This window comes from Sphingobacterium sp. CZ-UAM, assembly GCF_002000245.1.
Classification (GTDB): domain Bacteria; phylum Bacteroidota; class Bacteroidia; order Sphingobacteriales; family Sphingobacteriaceae; genus Sphingobacterium.
Genome location: NZ_MTCM01000002.1, coordinates 321,219 through 339,794, shown reverse-complemented (window position 1 = coordinate 339,794; position 18,576 = coordinate 321,219). Strand labels below are relative to the sequence as shown.

Annotated in this window: 12 protein-coding genes; 2 read left to right on the top strand and 10 right to left on the bottom strand. The window is 40.1% G+C overall.

Translation table 11 applies throughout. From position 1 onward, the window contains the following. Positions 1 to 29: 29 nt before the first annotated feature. From BWD42_RS11655 to BWD42_RS11615, 9 genes are read right to left on the bottom strand one after another with little or no spacing between them, the layout of a single operon-like run. Entirely contained in the window at positions 30 to 1,370 is a 1,341-nt protein-coding gene (locus BWD42_RS11655) for a MutS-related protein (RefSeq protein WP_077436987.1), read from the bottom strand. A 4-nt stretch (positions 1,371 to 1,374) separates the two neighbouring features. Further along, complete coding sequence (locus BWD42_RS11650) at positions 1,375 to 2,697, bottom strand: MutS-related protein (protein ID WP_217700060.1); 1,323 nt, start codon at positions 2,695 to 2,697, stop codon at positions 1,375 to 1,377. Position 2,698: 1 nt separating this feature from the next. Then, complete coding sequence (locus tag BWD42_RS11645; RefSeq protein ID WP_077436466.1) at positions 2,699 to 5,038, bottom strand: Gldg family protein; 2,340 nt, start codon at positions 5,036 to 5,038, stop codon at positions 2,699 to 2,701. 43 nt (positions 5,039 to 5,081) lie between these two features. Beyond that, positions 5,082 to 6,008, bottom strand: coding sequence for an ABC transporter ATP-binding protein (locus BWD42_RS11640; protein ID WP_077436464.1), 927 nt, complete (start codon positions 6,006 to 6,008; stop codon positions 5,082 to 5,084). A 29-nt stretch (positions 6,009 to 6,037) separates the two neighbouring features. Next, on the bottom strand, positions 6,038 to 6,871 hold the full coding sequence (locus BWD42_RS11635; protein ID WP_077436462.1) for a hypothetical protein: 834 nt from the start codon (positions 6,869 to 6,871) through the stop codon (positions 6,038 to 6,040). A 10-nt stretch (positions 6,872 to 6,881) separates the two neighbouring features. Next, positions 6,882 to 8,297 carry a RagB/SusD family nutrient uptake outer membrane protein gene (locus tag BWD42_RS11630; protein ID WP_077436460.1) on the bottom strand — a complete coding sequence of 472 codons (1,416 nt, stop codon included), beginning with the start codon at positions 8,295 to 8,297 and terminating at the stop codon, positions 6,882 to 6,884. Between the two features lie 7 nt (positions 8,298 to 8,304). Continuing rightward, positions 8,305 to 11,904: a SusC/RagA family TonB-linked outer membrane protein gene (locus BWD42_RS11625; RefSeq protein WP_077436458.1), complete on the bottom strand. Its 3,600-nt coding sequence runs from the start codon at positions 11,902 to 11,904 to the stop codon at positions 8,305 to 8,307. 39 nt (positions 11,905 to 11,943) lie between these two features. Further along, positions 11,944 to 13,056, bottom strand: a complete 1,113-nt coding sequence (locus tag BWD42_RS11620; RefSeq protein ID WP_175992037.1) for a TlpA disulfide reductase family protein — start codon at positions 13,054 to 13,056, stop codon at positions 11,944 to 11,946. Between the two features lie 13 nt (positions 13,057 to 13,069). Then, entirely contained in the window at positions 13,070 to 15,985 is a 2,916-nt protein-coding gene (locus BWD42_RS11615) for a S41 family peptidase (protein WP_077436454.1), read from the bottom strand. 214 nt (positions 15,986 to 16,199) lie between these two features. Here BWD42_RS11615 and BWD42_RS25205 point away from each other — a divergent pair, with 214 nt between their 5' ends. Together BWD42_RS25205 and BWD42_RS11605 are read left to right on the top strand one after the other, a co-directional pair. Beyond that, positions 16,200 to 16,472, top strand: a complete 273-nt coding sequence (locus tag BWD42_RS25205) for an RNA polymerase sigma factor (RefSeq protein WP_077436452.1) — start codon at positions 16,200 to 16,202, stop codon at positions 16,470 to 16,472. 614 nt (positions 16,473 to 17,086) lie between these two features. Further along, positions 17,087 to 17,827: a hypothetical protein gene (locus tag BWD42_RS11605; RefSeq protein ID WP_077436450.1), complete on the top strand. Its 741-nt coding sequence runs from the start codon at positions 17,087 to 17,089 to the stop codon at positions 17,825 to 17,827. 200 nt (positions 17,828 to 18,027) lie between these two features. Here BWD42_RS11605 and BWD42_RS11600 read toward each other — a convergent pair whose 3' ends face one another. Further along, positions 18,028 to 18,567 (bottom strand): DUF4932 domain-containing protein, encoded by a 540-nt coding sequence (locus BWD42_RS11600; RefSeq protein ID WP_077436448.1) that lies wholly within the window; start codon positions 18,565 to 18,567, stop codon positions 18,028 to 18,030. Positions 18,568 to 18,576 lie beyond the last annotated feature (9 nt).

Genomic DNA, 18,576 nt, shown 5'->3' with positions numbered 1-18,576 from the left:
AATAATCAGTTGATCCACTTTTTTGTTTTTTAATTACATGTATTTACCACGGACCCATTCATCAGTTCCAGAATACGTTCATTCCGAATAATCATCATTCCCTGCCGATCTTCAGTGATACCTTCTTGTAGACGATATGTGTAACGTGGAATACTATTTTCCAATACTGTTGGCATATAACGGAACTGAATATTGCCGACTGACTGAAGTGCCTCTCCTACTTCGATAATATGCGTAGAAACCACAAACAGACATGCTTCATATTCTGCAAACTCGCTTGTCACCGCCAAAGTACCGTCATAGGCATCTTTTACGTTGGTACCCTTAAACAATTCATCAAAAATCAACATCAATCTAGCGCCACTGGCGGCTGCTACAGCTGCTTCTTTGACACGCATGACTTCGGCATAGAAATGACTGTAGCCTAAACCGATGTTGTCCGCGACATTGATCGAAGAATATAATCCATCCCGGACCGAAAACTCAAAACTGTCAGCAGCCAGTGGAAATCCCATATGTGCTAAATAAAGAGCAATTCCTAAGGATTTCATCCATGTCGATTTTCCAGCCATATTAGCTCCAGTAAGGAAAAGTACATTATTGGATTCTTGCAACAATAGATCGTTTCCTACGGCTTTACTAATACTAGGGTGTTTCAAGTTTTTACATGCTAGTCTATTTTCTGTTGCAGGTAAAGCTGTGGCATATTGAAATCCTTTCACTCGCGCAATCTGAGCCACAGCATGATAAACGTCTACCTCATAAACAAAACGTAACAGAGATTCCATATCTGCGAGGAACTTACCCTTTAGCAAATGCTCATAAAATGCTAAGGTACTTAAAGGCAACGCGCGATAAATATCGGTTCGTTGGAGTTTAATTAAAAGTGGATTCAACATAATCGCTTTTATCTCATCGACACGTACTTGAAATTGTGGTACAGCAGATACAAAAACATCCAACATTTTTTGCACTGTATTCAACAACTGGATGACAGCTTGTAGTCCCTGTACATTTTTTTTGTACCGATCATCGCGGGCCAAACTTGACAAAAATTTATGCAATACCGTTGTACCATACACCAATGTCTTACTACGATAAGAAGTTGTATCCAAATATTCCCGCATGGTCGCTACGAGTTGTTTATCGAAGTCAAATCCAAAATTTTGCTGTTGAAAATAATTAAATATGGAACTACGATCATTAATAGCATGCATATCAGTTAAGGGATTGTTAAACATTTCGTCCAACAGCTGCTCCCCCCCGCGTGTACATACATTGTTAAATAGGTTATAGATAGTACCCGTTTTAAATTTACCTAACAGATTTAGCTCCTCTAGCGTCTGTTTATCGATTTTGAATTTTTCCATTTCGTTAACTGATTTGTTCCAAGCGTATCCCATTGATTTTTTTTTTGCCGTTTTTAAGGATTTCCAAAATCCCCTCATTTTGGATGATCAGCATACCGTGGCGGTCATTAGTCACACCTTTTTCTAAAACATAGGTATACACTGGTTTTGGTCCTACCATCTGTGTTGGTAAATACCAAAAATCGACAGCTTTTACTTGGCTCAATTGCTTGGCCGCTTCCACAATATGTGAAGAAATAATAAACCGACTAGTCTCTTTCGCTGCAAAAGCTCGAGCGACTTCTACCGTCGCTTCATGTGCATCTTTCACATTGGTTCCACGAAAAAGCTCATCAAAGATGATAAACAAAGATTTTCCTTTGCCCAGTTCCACCGCTATTTTTTTGACCCTTAGGACTTCGGCGTAGAAATGGCTGGCGCCAATCCCTAGGTTGTCGGGTAAATTAATTGTGGTATAAATGCCATCCATTACAGCAAAATCCATTGCTGTTGCTGCAATTGGAAATCCCATATGGGCTAGAAAAACTGCTGTTCCGATCGACCGAAGAAAGGTACTTTTGCCCGCCATATTCGCACCAGTCAATAGGGTCAGACTAATCGTACCTTCCATAGTCACATCATTGGCTATTGGTCGGTCGAGTTCGGGATGATACAGCCCCTTGATATGTAACACTTTACTACCTTTAGGGTGTGGGACGGGATAAACAAAATTGCGCCCTCGTGCGATAGCAGCAATAGCTAAATAGACATCTAATAAATAGATATGGTTCAACAAAGACTCGATCCTTGCATTTATTTTTGTTCTAAAAAGCAAATCATAAGCTGTCACGGCAGAGAAGGACACTTTTTCTTCCTGATGTTCCTTAAACACAGGTGCGAAAGCTTCCTCATCCAAAATCTCGTTGATGGCATCACGTTGCGCCCGATAGGCTACTGCGTGAACGATTACATCTGTATTTATAAACGTGCGAATGCCCTTTAAGAATTGGATTATGGCTGATACACCATTCTGAATATCCTTTTCTCCTAGTCCCTGGCTGGTGGACATCGTCGAAGTGCTACGATTGTGAATATATTTTTCCGTCATATCAAAAACGACGGAGTCAAACGGAAAACTGACCTCATTCGCGGTAAAATAGCTCAAAATAGCCACCCGGTCGGCGATTGCCTTTTCGTCGGCCAAAGGCTGGCGAAACAAGTCGCGGAGGAGGTTTTCTCCCCCTCGGGTCCGGGTTTTATTATAGATTTCAAAAATCCCTGTTTGCTCTCTTTTGCCAAAGATCCGAAGATCATCGAGCGTCTGTGCATCTGTTTCTAATAGTATCATCTTATTTACGTTTACGTCTAATTAATACAATTACTCCGATCAACAATAGCAACACCGGTACAATATAAACCAAGCTGAAGCGTATTATCTCTGCGGTTTTGTTGGAGATGGTAAAAAGAATATCGATCGGATCTGCTGGAACGACATAAATTGGTAGGCGGTTATTATCTAACCAGCTAAACATCGCTACTGAAAAACCGCCGGCTCCCTTTCTGATTGTAGAAAGGAAATCTGCATCACCAGCAACTAAAATCCGTTGTTCTTGTCCGTTTTTCTTCCGAGACAAACCCAACATCGCAGTATAACTTGCTTTACGGGTATCTCCCTTTGTCGGTGTGAAAACCGGCGGAACAGAATCTACGACTAAGGCGCTCACGGTATTATAGGCATGGCGTAATGAATCTGTTTTTAGAATTTCAAATGGTTTGAAATCGTTTTGCGCTGTCCGCTCCACTTCAACCATACCCTTCATCGATAAAGAGCCCTGTGTCACTGGTTTCCTTGCAGCTAACCTTCTTCGTTCCAATAGAAATTGATCACTCAAGTTGAATCCTTCCTTGGTGATCATAGGTTTGATCATATCAGGCGATTCATTTGGGGTTACTTCAACTATTTCTCCAGCAGCTAGCTGCACACCTAATCTCGACAACAACGGATTTAACATTTGTTGTTTTCCTGGTTCGCCAAGAAATACCGCTCGTCCTCCTTTCTCAATATATTCCCCAATTTTTTGTTGTTTTACCGGACTTAGCATTGTCTTAGGATCGGCTACAACAAGGCATGCTATATCAGAAGAAATATGTTGATGATCTAAGTTGATCGTATCGCTGTCAAACCCCATATTGATCAGCGCAGCCCGATTCGTTATATCGTTTGTGAAATAATTAAACTCCCGCTCCCCAGTTTTATAAATACTTCGCTCCAGATTTCCACTGGTAAATAGAATTTTAGGAAGATTATTTTCTTGCAGACGTTTAAATGCTGCAGCTATATTCATCTGGTCTGGCCAAAACAGTCCGTCGTCAAACGTACGTAAGAATGTTTTCTTTCCTTTGTACTCCAGTTGCATAACCAAACGTTTATTTTCTGGAGTCAGATCAATACGTTTTCTGAGTTCTTCCGGTGATATAAAGCGGTCGGGGTCTACCCTATGTATCTTAGCCACTAATCCTGCAATCTCTTTTAACGACTTCTTTGGAAATTGTTTATACAGCGTGCTATCTCCTGGCATGACATCGTAGAAATAGACGTAGTCAAATTGGATATCGGGTTTGAAGCGAACAAAACCTTCCCATAAGTACATCTCATATTGTTTCCGTTGCTCGGGCAATCCACCACGGGCAATGCTGTTGTCCAACAAATTGATATATAAAGTCACTTTTAAGGGTGATTTTCGATCAAATTTATGCAAGAGGGACTGAATATTAGGGTGAATGGTATTGACATCATTTCTTGTTACATCCCAATAGCCAATCAGAGCTGGTCTGGATGAGGCATATCCCAAGGTGAGTACGACGAGTACGACAGCTATGTACTGCGCAAAAGACTTCGTCCATTTCTTTGACTCCATAGCCCCTTTCACCTTAAAATATGTAAAACAAAGGAACATACCGATAATCAGCAAAAAATACAGTACATCGCTCGTGGTAATCAATCCTTTTAACATACGTTCAGTTCTACCAGATATGGATAAGAAATAGGTTAATTCCCGAACGAAATCGTATTGCTGCCAAAGGTTACCCACCGCAGACAAAGCAAAAATAACGATAAACGTCGCTACGCCCGATACAATCTGATAGGTACTGAGGCAGCTCATAAAAATCCCGATTGCCGCATACGTACTGATTAATAAAAACAACGATAGTAAAGCTGAAAGTACAATTCCGCCGTCAACATTGACAATAGTCAGTAGGCTGATAACTAAAAAGATAGATAAAATCCCCAAAAGGCAGACACAATAAAACACAATCGCCAGATATTTACCGAGCACAATATGAGCCGGTTTGACAGGTGATGAATAGAGTAGTTTGATGGTGCCATTGTTCAGCTCACGGCTAATTAAACCCATGGTTAATAAAGGCAAAAAGAAATATAAGTTACCGATGACACCACTAAACAGCCCACCACGCAATAAAATAATTTCAGTTAAGGAAGTCTGCACAAACCCCTCAAAGGCGGGATTATTTTGAATGCTGATATCCTGAAAGTTGGTCATTTGTGATAGGCTCCCCGTAAAAATAAAAGCACAAAGTAACCAGAAGGCGATTCCCAGAAACCAGGCAACGGGTGAATAAAAAAGATTACGAATCTCGTTTAACGCAATCTTGTAGATAAGTTTCATTTGATTAGCTTTAGAGTAAGTAAAATATGTATCAATCTGATTTTTAAGCCCTATTGGCTTGGGTAGAGAGTTGCTTAAATACGTCTTCCATCACACCTTTTTCCAAATTTATTTCTCTAAGCCGCCAACCATGCGCCACACTCGCTGAAATAAGACGTTCGGCAATATCTTCGCCCTGTTCGAAATATATTCGAACTTGTTTCTCCGATAAAAAGTCAACCTTAGTGACACCATCTATGATTTGTAGGCTATTTGATACTGGTGGATTTTCCAAATGCATCAATAGGCTCTGCGGTTGTAAATAATTATTGAACGCATCTATGGAATCCGAAAAAATGACCCGACCACCTTCAATCATAATAATGTCTCGGCATAAGGCGTGAATTTCACTCATTACATGCGAGGACAGTAACACTGTACGATCTTGAGCGATTTCACGGATTAGTTTGCGAACTTCGATGAGCTGATTGGGATCCAAACCGTTTGTGGGTTCGTCCATGACCACCAAACTAGGCTTATGTATGATGGATTGTGCAATTCCAACACGCTGCTTATATCCTCCAGATAGGTTTTTAATCAACCTATTGCTAAAGTGGCTGATCTGGCATTTTTCTTTCACTTCTTCAACAGCCGCCCCAATTTTCTTCTTATCTAACAGACGTAGTTCCGCCGCATAGCGCAGGTACTCATCCACCGTGAGATCTGTATAAAGTGGTAAAATCTGAGGTAAAAAACCGATTTCCTGTTTCGCACGAAGAGGATCTCGTCTCAGATCTATTTCATTGATCGAAACGGTCCCTTCGCTTTGTGTCAAAGCCCCACAGATAATATTCATCGTCGTTGACTTGCCGGCACCATTTGATCCCAATAGCCCTACGATTCCTGTTTCGTTGATTTCGATATTAATATCCCTGATAGCCCAATTCATGGAGTACCGGTGAGATAAGTTACTTACTTTTAATATACTCATGTTTATCAGCTTTTATTAGTCAATAAATATTAATGTAAATTGGCATCGCCTATTGCTTGCAGATCTAAGTTATACTTCGTTTTGTAGTAAGCTAATAAGGCCTCATATCTTCTACGGTATACTCCTGTTGGATCAAAGTCAGCGTTTAGGTATTCTGCTTCAAACGCTTCTTTGGTATGCGAGGTAATCCGACTCACGTAATCGAAAATATCATCAGCAGCAACGGAGGTAGGGTTGAACATACCAAATGATTTATAATTCCAAGAGCCCACATATGAATAATTAATTCCTTCAATAAACGCTGGGGCTTGTTCCATTTTCCCTCTCGCCACAGCCGAAGACCATAATACGCCATGAAGCTGGCCTCTAGCTTTTATTTTCCTCGCCGCCGAAAAGCTGTCCCATCCCGCATCTACGTTACTGAATGCAATATGCGTTTGGGTACTGGCCACATCGCTATACACTGGGGTTTCCTCGGTATTCATTGTGTATTCAATTTTTTTGCACAACAATATTTTATAGGGAAGCATAGTCTTTAAAAGCTCTGGAGAATAGTAGGCAAACAACTCTTTATCGAAAAAATTTAGGGCCGTCTCCACATGGGCTGGATCAGCCTGTTGGGCGACGTATGAGATGTTACCGTTGAAGTTCCAGCGGAAATCGGCATCAGTAAACTGATATAGGATAAAGGTCTTATACGTTTGATAAAAATTAACAATACGTGAATCATACGCATGATTTCCCTGTGGTAAACTATACTCTAACTTGATCACGGAAGGTTCCAGTACGGCCTCTTTTTTACAGCTTACGAGTAATCCGATAAGGGTAATTACGTAAAAACATATTTTTAGATAATTTTTCATAAAATTACAATTATTGAGGTTGTCGAATTTCGGCTAATGGATTTTGGACGATCTTGGGATTTAAACCGATCACACGAAGGGGTATTGGCCACACATAACTCGGATCCCGTTCTTGAAGCACAAATTTTTGAGCTTGAGATGCAGAAGAGAAACTAAGGTGTGTGATCTTGGGCATACCATAACGGCGTAGGTCAAACCAACGTCCACCTTCGCTATAAAACTCTCGACGGCGTTCCTCATGAATATGGCGCAGGAGGTCATTGCCAACAGTCTGCAATGTCCAAGGTACATATTTGTCTTCTTTGAGACGTTTTTCACGTAAAGCATTTAAGAGATCGAGACATTTTTGACCGGCCGCGACATTACCTTGTTTATATAACTGTGCAAAGGCCTCTGCGCGGTTCAGATAGACTTCGGATAAGCGGAATGACTGCGCTGGAGCAGCCCCTATATCGGCCGTCGACAACTTACGCGTAATTCCATTAGACCAATAAATACCCTTTCGTAAATCACCATCTTCATAACTAGACATTAATTCCGAAGACATCCTATAGACTAAACTATCGGCAACGATCACATCCCCAACTGTTCCAAATGCCCAAATGGTTTCTGGGTTGTTTATACTGATCACAGGCTTTTCTAACGGTTTTACCTCCCCCCAATTGCGCAAATCCATTAATTTATACGCTCCGGCCATCAAGTTTTCAGTATGCTGAATTACTTCATTCCATTTATCCATGTACAAGTATATCCTTGAGGCAAGCAAATGCCCTGCTTCGCTACCCATACGATATTTACTATACACCTGTCCGCTGCCTTCAATTAGTCGAATCCCTTCTTTAAGATCTGTTTCAATTTGTGCATACACTTCAGCAACAGTATTGCGGGATTTATAATCAGACTCCACACCGCCACTAATTAAAAGTGGAACAGCAAGATTTTTGTTTGGATCCGTCTGTGGATCATTATAAGGCATCCCATAAAGGTTTACCAGGTTGAAGTAATAAAAGGCCCGTAATAAATAAGCCTGTCCGCCCACATAATCTTTAAAGCGTTGTTCACCCGTCATTTTAGGCAGATAGTCTAGGGTGGTATTACAGGCCTGAATTGCAGCGTAGCAGGATCTCCACGAAGACACCGTCACAAGGCCACCGATTTTTTCAGGCATATCTGGTTGCCAAGTGTAAGCAGGATACATTAATTCGTTTTGCTTATAAGCGATCATCTGGATATCGTCATTGAGAAAAGGTTCTTCCGGATGGAGTGCAAAATCGTTTGGATATGCGTCACCCATCATATACTCATTCAACGATTCTGCCGAGCGAGGTACCACTTCGGACTGCGTAGACTCTTCCAAGAATTTTGAGCAGGAGCTCGTAACACCTATCAGGCCCACTGCGATAAAATACATATAACGTCTCATCATTTATCAATTAAAAGGATACATTTAAACCTAAATTATAGGTGGGTACCTGAGGAAGTGCGGAAGTACCTGACCCTGGTAATTCTGGATCCTGACCTTTCCAATCTTTGCTCACTACCCTGAAAACATTCGTCATCGAAAAAGACACATTTGCACTCATTAGATGCAACTGTCGAATAAAAGATTCGGGAATTCTATAACCAATTTGAATACTACGACATTTTACATAGTCGGCTTTGGCCAGTTGGGCTGTAGAGTGATCATACATCCAGTATCGGCTTTCAATATTGTTACCAAAATCAGCCGTCTGAATAATGTTGCCATCTACAAAGCCCGGAATATCTGTTTTTAATTCATCGCCAGGTTGTTTCCAGCGATCGATCATCCAGCGGGGCATATTTTGGTCGGGTTTGGGTACAGTTTGACTACTAGTTCCATTAAATAGTGCATTGCGCAGTTTATGAGCGCCAAAACCGAAGCTGAATTGCGTGGATAAACTAAAATTTCGATACCGAAGTTTACTCGCTAATCCTCCCGTGAACGGGTAGTGGTTTACACCGGCCTTAATGAAATATTGGTCCATGCCAAGTATATGCGGATCATCTACATCATCAATCTCCTTAAATAATGGCATTCCGTTTTGCGGATTTAAACCTTTAAAATCAAACACATAAAAGGTTCCCAAGGGCTGACCAGGAACTTGGGCGGAGCCAGCGGCATATTGTCTAAACGTATAGCTGACCACATCGGAGCCCTGATTTAGCTTATTCTTGTTGAACGAACTGTTTGCACTAAGGGACCATTCCCAATTTTGTTTCCGTAGAAAGTTGAAATTAATGTTTACCTCAAGGCCTTTATTGATTAATGTCCCCCCATTTATAATCATCTCTTGTATCCCATATTCTAATGGCAGGCTAAGGCGAGTCAAAGCATCTTTGGTTTTCCGATAGTAAAATTCGGTAGTGAGATTAACAAAGGATTGAAATAGACCTATGTTGATTCCTAGATTACTTACTCCTGTCTTTTCCCAACGCAAATCCGGATACGCAAGAGAACGCATTGTTAATTGATACTCGTTGGTTCTTGGATTTAAAGCACCTGCCAATCCAGATTCTTTATTTTTTAGTATCAAATCCGGTCCCACATCTTGCACTGCATTCCCTTGATAACCATATGATCCTTTCACGCTTAGATCACTTAACACTTGGTTATTACGTAACCAAGATTCATCCGATATATTCCACCGCCCAGATATACTCCACATCGGAAGGAAACGACTATTTGTGTATTGTCCAAAGCGATTTGATGCATCATAACGAAGGTTCGCATCAATGATATATCTTTGATCAAACGCATAACTTACATCCGCAAAACCAGAAAACAGATTATCTATCTTATTAACTCTATTTTGGATCATCCAGAAATAGTAGTTATCTTTTTTTGCAAAACTTTCGCCTCGGTCTTTAAGATAACCATATTGGAATTGGCTATTGCCAAGGCGTTTACTACTATTTATTTCCTGTCCGATTAAAAAAGTAAGTTGGTCCCGACCATTAAAAAGCAACTTTCTATAATTTAAGACATTTCGCCAGGAGTATTTGTACAGATTGGTATAGTTCTGGTCGAAGATACCACCAAAGGGTAAAGGCGAATTCAACTCGTCCATGCTCCCAGGGACCACAGTTCCATAATCATAACCTCTAACGGTAGCCACATCAAAACTCCTTTCGGTCGAATATTGTTCATTGTTTATTGTTGAAAGTGTCCCGCCGAAGGTTGATGTGAATTTCAAATCGTTTAAAATCTGATAACTTATATTTAATGCGCCGGAAAATTGACTGTTTACAGTTGTATTTCCAGTTTGGTCAATCTCATTGAAGATATTGAAATGCAGTGGGTAAGAAGTTTCATTCGGATTCGTTCCAAACATGGGTCTCTTAGATTCGTAAAATTGGGTCGATGGAATTGTTCTACTGGTGGTCAGTGCGTAGGTCATCGGATTATTGAGTTTAAGATTATACCCTGTACCCTTATTATAGCTACCATCTAACTTGAAATCGATTTGCCATTTGTTTCCAAGTTTCGTATTCATACCTATACTTCCACTAATGCTGCTCAATGCATCTTTCCTTGCCGATCCTTTGTTGTTGCTATAGTTCAAAGAAGAATAAAATGAACTTTTTTCACTTCCGCCACTCAGGCTGAGGGAATGGGATTGATTAAAGCTATTTTGAAACAAAAGATCAAACCAGTCGGTATTTTCTGTTTCCATCTGATTTACCCGGGCTTCAAATTCCGACTGCGTGATACGTCTATTCACCAAATCCAAATAGGCGGCTTCGTAACCCACGTCGAGGGGGGCACCTTGAAGAAGTAATCCCTGTTTGATCAATTCGGCCGACAATTGAATCCGCTCTTTCGAATTCATCAATTTCATATTGCCATAGGAAGGTTTTTGTACAAATCCAAGACTCGTGCTATAACTCAAAACGTTAGGACCAGCCTTTCCCTTCTTCGTTGTTATAACGATTACTCCATTAGCAGCACGTGTACCATACAGCGCTGTTGCGGCAGCATCCTTCAAAAAACCGATACTCTCAATATCATTGACATTAATCCCTGCTACGGAATTGCCCATTAAATCGGTATTGGCAACACTAGTACCACTACGTACCCACGAATCCAAAAAAGATGGATCTATCCCCAACGGATTATCGGGATTTATATCACTCGAATTTTCACGAACAATACCGTCGACTACCCAAATGGGGGTTGCATTTCCGATCAGGGTGGAGGTACCACGCATCCTTAACCGCGGAACAGAATTGGGACTACCGGAGAGTGTCTCTACAGATAATCCGGGCACCTTGCCTTGCAACATGGATGCGATATTGGGTACATTCGGTTCAGCGACGTCCTTTCCCTTTAGGGAAAAAATTGATCCTGTTGATAATTTTTTATCGATGGTTTGATATCCTGTCAAAACGACTTCATCTAGTGTCGAATCCTGAGGATTGAGCACAATTTGCAAATCCTTTAAATTGCGTATGGTAACCTTCAAAGGTGCAAAGCCAACGTGACTAAATTGAATTTGGTCACCTTTATTGGCTGGAATTGAAAAATTACCATGCTGGTCTGATAGTGTCTGAATACCTGTTGTACCATTGATGACTGTGACGAGCGCTTTCGGTTGATTATCGGCAAGTACGACCTTGCCATTTACAAAATTATTAAGTACCGCGCTTATACTTACAGCTATTGCAGATGTATTTGGGATATCAGCCTTACTGGCTTCTTTAATAATGACAACATCATTCTGGATGACGTAATAAAGCCCGGTACCTTTTAGAATTCGGTTTAATAGGTCTGTTAACTTTTCGTTTTTAGCTTCAACAGTTTGTACCGCGACTCGGTCCACCACTTGTTCACTGAAAACAATGCGGATTGAAGATTTATCCCGAATTGACCTTAAAATCTTTCCGAGTTTAGCTTTTTTAACGGAAAGCGTCACAGGTTTGTTGATCATTGTTTGTGCATAGGCCATCGTCCCCCCAAGCGACAGCCAAAACGATGACAACATAAGAACACGAGCAAAGCGATTTATTGCCATAATTCGTTAAATTTAGGTTAGCGATTAATGTTAGGTCGATTATTTCAACACATCTCCAAGTTGTTTATTAATATTTTCGCCATACAGACCAAAAGCAATTATTTTTCCAGTAGGATCAATTAAAAAATTCATTGGAATAAAAGCGACATTGTATAACGTTGAAACTTGTTGATTCGAGTCGTCTAAAAGTTGTTTCCAAGGCATTTTTTCATCGGTTAGCGCCTTACGCCATTTTTCGGGCTCTGTATCGATAGACACACTCAAGATAGTAAATTTTGGAGAGTTATATTTCTCAAAAGCAGCTTTCACAAAAGGCATCTCCTTACGGCAAGGTGCGCACCAACTTGCCCAAAAATCCAATAAAACATATTTACCTTTAAAATCCGATAATTTCACAGCAACACCTTTCTCATCGTTCAATGTAAAATCAGGTGCCTGCTGATTAAGCAAATTAGAGGACAGCTTTGGCTCTTCTAACGTTAACATTAGATGTGCTAACTTTGATCTTTGAGCATTTGCCCCCAGCCCTTTCACTAGAGCTTTTACTTCATTCAGCGGTATTTTATTTAATAAAAATGCATTGATCACATAAGCACTAATGGATTCATCTGGATATTTGGCGATCCAATCTTTTGCAGCACTCTTTCCTTTTTCCACATAAAGCAAAAAATCTTTTTGCAAGTTTTCCAGTGCTTGACCGTCCCCAATAGCCTGTGCTTGGGCCATTTTCTGAGCCAATTCATTCGGATAATTAATGCCACCACCACAACGATTCAACATAAATGCGTCCAATTCTTTCCATCGATCGACAAAGGAACTCCCAGTAATGGCAACATCCTTAAATGAACTGCCCTTGCCAGATATATTAACTTGGCCCGCTCCCATATCCATGAAAAAAAACTCATTTTCCTTGGGCTGCAATCCCAGCTGCACAATATAAATAGTACTTGAATCAGCGTTGGCCATAAACTGAAACTTATTATTGGCGACACTTGTAGAGTCAACGCGTTTGGTGATAAAATCCGTCAAATAAACTTTTTGACCATCGTTCAGTGTTTCGAACTCCGCATTTATTTTCAGTTGTTGTTGTGCCATCAATTGGACTGAAGACAATGCAAGCAGGCCTGTCCAGAGGCTTCTATTAATTTTCATATTCATAGTTGATTTAAAGATGTTTTCTCAAATATTCGTCTATTTCGTTATTTAGATTACCAATTGTACGCATCACGACCTTACCTTCTCTATCCAATAAGATTTTGGTAGGAAACGCAGTTATTCCATAAGCCTGAAGCACATTAATTTTTTGATTCCCCTCTTCGGCGAGTACATGAATCCAAGGAATATCATCTTTTCGAATCGCCTCCTTCCAAACTTTTTCACGATCCTGCATGGTTTTACTATGGCTTTCATCTGCTATTGCAAGGATTTCAAAGCCTTTATCTTTATATTGATGATAAAGTTCCTTCATGTGCGGGTGCGCCTGACGACAAACCACACACCAGCTACCCCAAAAGTCAAGCAAAACATATTTACCACGAAGATTACTCAACTTCACTAGGTTACCATTTTGGTCGGTACGTTGAAAATCAATTGCTTCGGCACCAGTGGTGGTCACTTTAAGACGCGAAATTTCCTTTTTTATCGATTCGGCTGCATTCAACACTTTAAGAGCCGGAGACAAAGACTCAAATGCCAATGAATACCCTTCGGCGGTATATGCATTGAATTCCTCTGCTAAAAGATAGAGACTAACGTAAGAATTAGGGTGTTGCCTAACAAAATCCTGTTTCGATAACTGTATGGATCGGGTGATATTAGTCCCCTCCTTGTTTATTATTTCCATTACATCCACCGAATCTTTCATTCGTGTAAGCTGTTTTTTCAATCTATAAATATCAGCATTAGTATTAAGGTTGACATTCAATTCATTGATATCATCTAGATAACATTCATCCCGAACGTTATCTCTCTCAAAAAAATGACGTAAGGTCGTCACTTCTAAAGCGTAGGTAGTTTGGAGAGCATCATTTTCCGCGCTCCAATTAGACAACAATGCACAGGCCTCAGCAACATAAACATCGTTTTTTGCGTTTTCTAGCCAATCAATGTACCATTTTTCACCTGCTGCAGATCTATCACTTTCAGATACTACATCAATCTGTTCATCCCGTGGTACCTTCAGAAGAGTTTTAAGGTAAGCTTTCCTTTCCTTTTTCTTGTCTTCCTGTTGTTGATAAGCTTTAAGGTTCAATGCAATTGGTTCCTTATCCGCTTTCGCTATTAATTTCGCTAAACTATCGATTTGTTTAAATATATATCCATAACGCAATTGTTTGGCCCATGCTTCAATTTGATCCTTAGCGAAGGAATTGGATAGCTGAAAGTTTGTTGTAGGGATAGGAACATTTGGAAGCGCCGAATTGTAATCCTTTTCCAACTCACTTACATAAGCACTAGGACTAGGGAGCAGAATATCCGGCTTTACACCAGTTTTTTGTGTTGTTTGACCTGTCGCCCGATAAAACATAAAAGATGTCAATGTCAACGAACCTAAACTTACTGCCGGAATATTCTTGCTTTCATCTCCCATTTTTCCAATTGGCCAAACGTCCTGTGCGGATCCTTTTCCATACGATGTCGGTCCTCCGATAATGACCCCTCTCTGATAATCCTGTATAGCCGCTGCAAATATTTCCGATGCCGACGCACTTCTTTCGTTTATCATAACCGCTAATGGCCCCTTGTAAATCTGTTCCAAATCGGCCTGCATCACCTGAACTCCAGCACGACCTCTAATCTGCGCTTTGGGTCCTTTGCCCGTCAATGCTCCAGCTAATCTAACTACTTCATTCAAAGATCCACCAGGGTTATTACGCAAATCAATAATCAGACTAGTCATCCCTTGTTTTTTTAACGATTGTATATGTTTCATTACATCCAAAGATGCGTGAGCACCATTCGGATTGGCTACATCATCATAAAAATCAGGCAAATAAACGATCCCTATTTTTTCTTTTCCTTTTTTAAATAGAGCACTTCGAGCCAATTGTGATTCGTTTTTAAGTTCTGTACGTTTTAAACTGACTATTTCTTGGATTGAGTTCCTTTTAATACGCAAACGGACAACCGTCCCACTTGCACCGCGGATCATATCGATGACATCCTCAGCTGGCAGAGAAAATACATCTTGCATTTCACCTTTCTCATTTTCAATCTGAAGTATTTGATCACCGACATGGATCAACCCCGTATTATTAGCCTCTCCTCCTGGCTGGACTCCATCTACAAAGTATTCACCTTCATCTTCTTTCATAGATATTCCAATTCCAAAGTAGCGTTTGGCTATATTTTCCTGCTTTTGTTTAGTTTCCTTGGGTAGGTTATATATCGTATGCGGATCCACCTCAAAAAGAATGGCGTTCATGAAATAGCTAAAATTTATATCCTCAGCTTCGGGTTTGGTCATACGATCGAAAAAGGCGTCCATCCACCTCTTTACTGCCGCTCTACTTTCCTTTTCTATCTCCCTATCTTTTTTACCATTATTCTTATCCTTTATCAAATTAAATTTACGTAACACACTAAATTTTAACGACTTTCGCCACCTTTCCCTCTGTTCCTTCAGCGAGCCAGCATATTCGTTTCCATCTCGAAAGGATTCATTAATTGTAAATACAAAAGGCTTGGCTAGGATTTCATTACAGATAGCACGTAATTCCTTTAAGCGTTGCAAATAGATTGTATTACTTTTTTCGAAAAATTCAATAGAATTCGCCTGAATATCTTCGTCCAGCCTACTTTTATACAATCTTAACTGCCGAATGTCTTCTTGCAAAAAGATCTTATGGTTTATATCTAAGTAACTAAAATATTTATCCCACACTTTTGAAGAGAATTCATCATTCAGCTCCATTGGATATACATGTTTCTGTGCAATATAATACATAGTCGTTTTTAAAATAAGCTTCTGCCTTTCCACTCGCGGTAAATTTTCAGTTGCTTCTACAATTGTTCCTCCTATCAAAAGAGACGAGAGCAGGATAGCTTTTATTCTCCAACGTGTTTTAGGAATTCTGATCATGGTTAGTCAATCGTGTTTTTATAAGATACTATAAACAAAGACAACCAGAACTAATGATAGGGTGAATCCAATATGATTTTTTTTTTATTTTTTTTTAAACGCACTGTTACCACTTGTCATTGGAAAGATCAAGTTGACATTCTTATTTTGCTTTTTAGCATTTTGTATTTAAGTTTGAATTGTTTTAACTACCGACTATAAACATCCCCTGATTATGGATTACACCGTTTACTCTGATAAACAAATTTTTGAATTAGTTTGTAAAGGCGATGAACGGGCCCTTCAACACTTTATGTCACGGTTTTGGCAATCGTTATATAAAACAGCTTTTCATACATTTCAAGATGCTGAGGTATGCCAGGAACTGGTACAAAATGTATTTATTAAAATCTGGAGAAACAGAGAAAAAATCAAATTAAAGTATTCAATTCATACTTATCTATTCAGTTGTGTTCGTTATGAAGTCTTAACAGCATCCAATTTTTGATTAATAAACTATGATCGCTCCTTCAATGATCATAGGATCGGAGGAATGTTGCTCTATAATATGAGAAATCGTTTGGTCAGTCTGTCCGGTTCAGTGATCGGTGCTATTCCTTATCGTAATCAGAGTTTAGCGGGCGGATTACCTATGGCTTCCGGGATAAATATCTTGTAGAGGTCAATGCAGGCTATACAGGGTCTGAGAATTTTGAGAAAGGCAAGAAATTTGGCCTATTCCCTTCCATTTCGGGTGGTTAGATCGCTTCTAATGAGGAATTCTTCGCTCCGCTAAAAAACACCTTCAGTTTATTAAAAATCAGAGGTTCTTACGGTGTCGTTGGTATCGATAACATTGATGGAGGGCGGTTTCTTTACTTAACGCAGATCGGTGATGGAGGCAGCACGGGTTTTGGACTCAACGGAAGTTGGGTACCAGGAAAACCCGAATACGTACTAGGTGTAGAGAACCTCACATGGGAGAAATCCTATAAAAGTGATATCGGTCTAGAAATTGGTCTCTGGAACAAGCTCAACATTGTACTGAGCAGATACCATGAAAACCGAAAGAATATTCTCATCCGTAGGCGATCCATCTCCTCTATTGCTGGTTATAACAATATGAATGTATTCGCGAATCTTGGCGAAATGAACAATACAGGAATGGATGCCAATCTGGAATATAATGATAAGTTCGGAAATGTAGGCCTGCGTTTATTCGGAAACATAACTTATAGTAAAAACAAGATTATCTACGCTGATGCCCCCCTGCGGAAATACGTTTATCAAGCTGAAACAGGCAAACGTTTTGGCGAATATAAAAGCTACGTAGCCACAGGTTACTTTGTCGGTAACGAGGAAATCGCAAATCCCCCGGAACAAAAGTTCAATCCGGTCTTTCCAGGCGACGTCCGGCACAAAAATCTGAATGCCACGGATGATAAAGTCATCGATGTTTTCGATGAAACCTATCTCGGAAAATCATGGTTCCCGAGATGGCTGTATGGTGCGGGATTTGGATTATCCTATAAAAACTTTGACCTTTCCATATTCTTTCAAGGTGTTGGTGATGTTGGTATTATGGCCAATGGTTCAGGCATCGACTGGCCTGGAGCAGGTTCCCGGGGGGCAGGAGTAATTCCGTTTTCAGGTTTTGGGCTTTACCCGAATAACACAATGTCTATTGTCGAAGATCGCTGGACTCCTGAAAATCCACGTCAGGATACATATTACCCACGCCTGACGATGGCAAACAGCTCGGACAACAATTATCTAAATAGTACCCACGGGCTAAAAGATGGCGCTTACACGCGTTTAAAACAGGCTTCAATCAGATATAACATGAAGACACCAAAGGTTTAGACAAACTCGGATTTACCTCACGTTACGTATACTCTTCGGGACAAAACTTACTGACGTTCAGCAAATTTAAAATTTGGGATCCAGATTTAGGAGATAATGGGGCAAAATATCCATTGAACCGTATGCCTGTCGGTTCATTTTTTACTTCAAGACACTATATAATTTTTCGCCGCTGTCTCTAAAAATTGTTGTGTTTTTTTCTAATAAATGATTAACAAAGTAATGGTTAAACTCGTGAAGTAAGGTGGGTAAATAGCTCTGTAACGGAAATTGTACCATACCAAGACTATCCATACTCCATGTCCCCATAATTGCGTATACTTCCTTATAGCCCCTGGATTTTTAATGGCTACCCCATAGTTACCACCACCATTCTCCACACTGTTCACAATCAAAAATTTCTCGGAGGGTTTCTTACCGTAGAATTTAGGATACCAGCCTAATTCAATATGTTCATAAATTGGAAGAAAGCGCTTTTGTACCTCATTATACAGTGCCTGGTTAGCCTGAAAGAACCGTTTACTATTACTGTCTTTGTAAAACTTCTGTAATAGTGTTGCAAACTGAACCGCATTATCCCTACCCCATCTTTTGTCTAGTGTTTCTTCGACATTTTTTTGCTTAAGATTGAACTTGTCATCCAGATGTATGGCCATACTCATCACGGCGTCGTAGCCTATACCATACTCCTGTTTAATCTTTTTGGCAAAGGTTATGGGAATACATATCCGCCGAAACACTTAAATGTG

Excerpts from the sequence above, each read along its gene's own strand:
- BWD42_RS11620 (WP_175992037.1), bottom strand. The coding sequence starts at position 13,056 with ATGAAAATTAATAGAAGCCTCTGGACAGGCCTGCTTGCATTGTCTTCA.
- BWD42_RS11655 (WP_077436987.1), bottom strand. The coding sequence starts at position 1,370 with ATGGAAAAATTCAAAATCGATAAACAGACGCTAGAGGAGCTAAATCTG.
- BWD42_RS11630 (WP_077436460.1), bottom strand. The coding sequence starts at position 8,297 with ATGATGAGACGTTATATGTATTTTATCGCAGTGGGCCTGATAGGTGTT.
- BWD42_RS25205 (WP_077436452.1), top strand. The coding sequence starts at position 16,200 with ATGGATTACACCGTTTACTCTGATAAACAAATTTTTGAATTAGTTTGT.
- BWD42_RS11605 (WP_077436450.1), top strand. The coding sequence starts at position 17,087 with ATGAATGTATTCGCGAATCTTGGCGAAATGAACAATACAGGAATGGAT.
- BWD42_RS11625 (WP_077436458.1), bottom strand. The coding sequence starts at position 11,904 with ATGGCAATAAATCGCTTTGCTCGTGTTCTTATGTTGTCATCGTTTTGG.
- BWD42_RS11650 (WP_217700060.1), bottom strand. The coding sequence starts at position 2,697 with ATGATACTATTAGAAACAGATGCACAGACGCTCGATGATCTTCGGATC.
- BWD42_RS11640 (WP_077436464.1), bottom strand. The coding sequence starts at position 6,008 with ATGAGTATATTAAAAGTAAGTAACTTATCTCACCGGTACTCCATGAAT.
- BWD42_RS11635 (WP_077436462.1), bottom strand. The coding sequence starts at position 6,871 with ATGAAAAATTATCTAAAAATATGTTTTTACGTAATTACCCTTATCGGA.
- BWD42_RS11645 (WP_077436466.1), bottom strand. The coding sequence starts at position 5,038 with ATGAAACTTATCTACAAGATTGCGTTAAACGAGATTCGTAATCTTTTT.
- BWD42_RS11615 (WP_077436454.1), bottom strand. The coding sequence starts at position 15,985 with ATGATCAGAATTCCTAAAACACGTTGGAGAATAAAAGCTATCCTGCTC.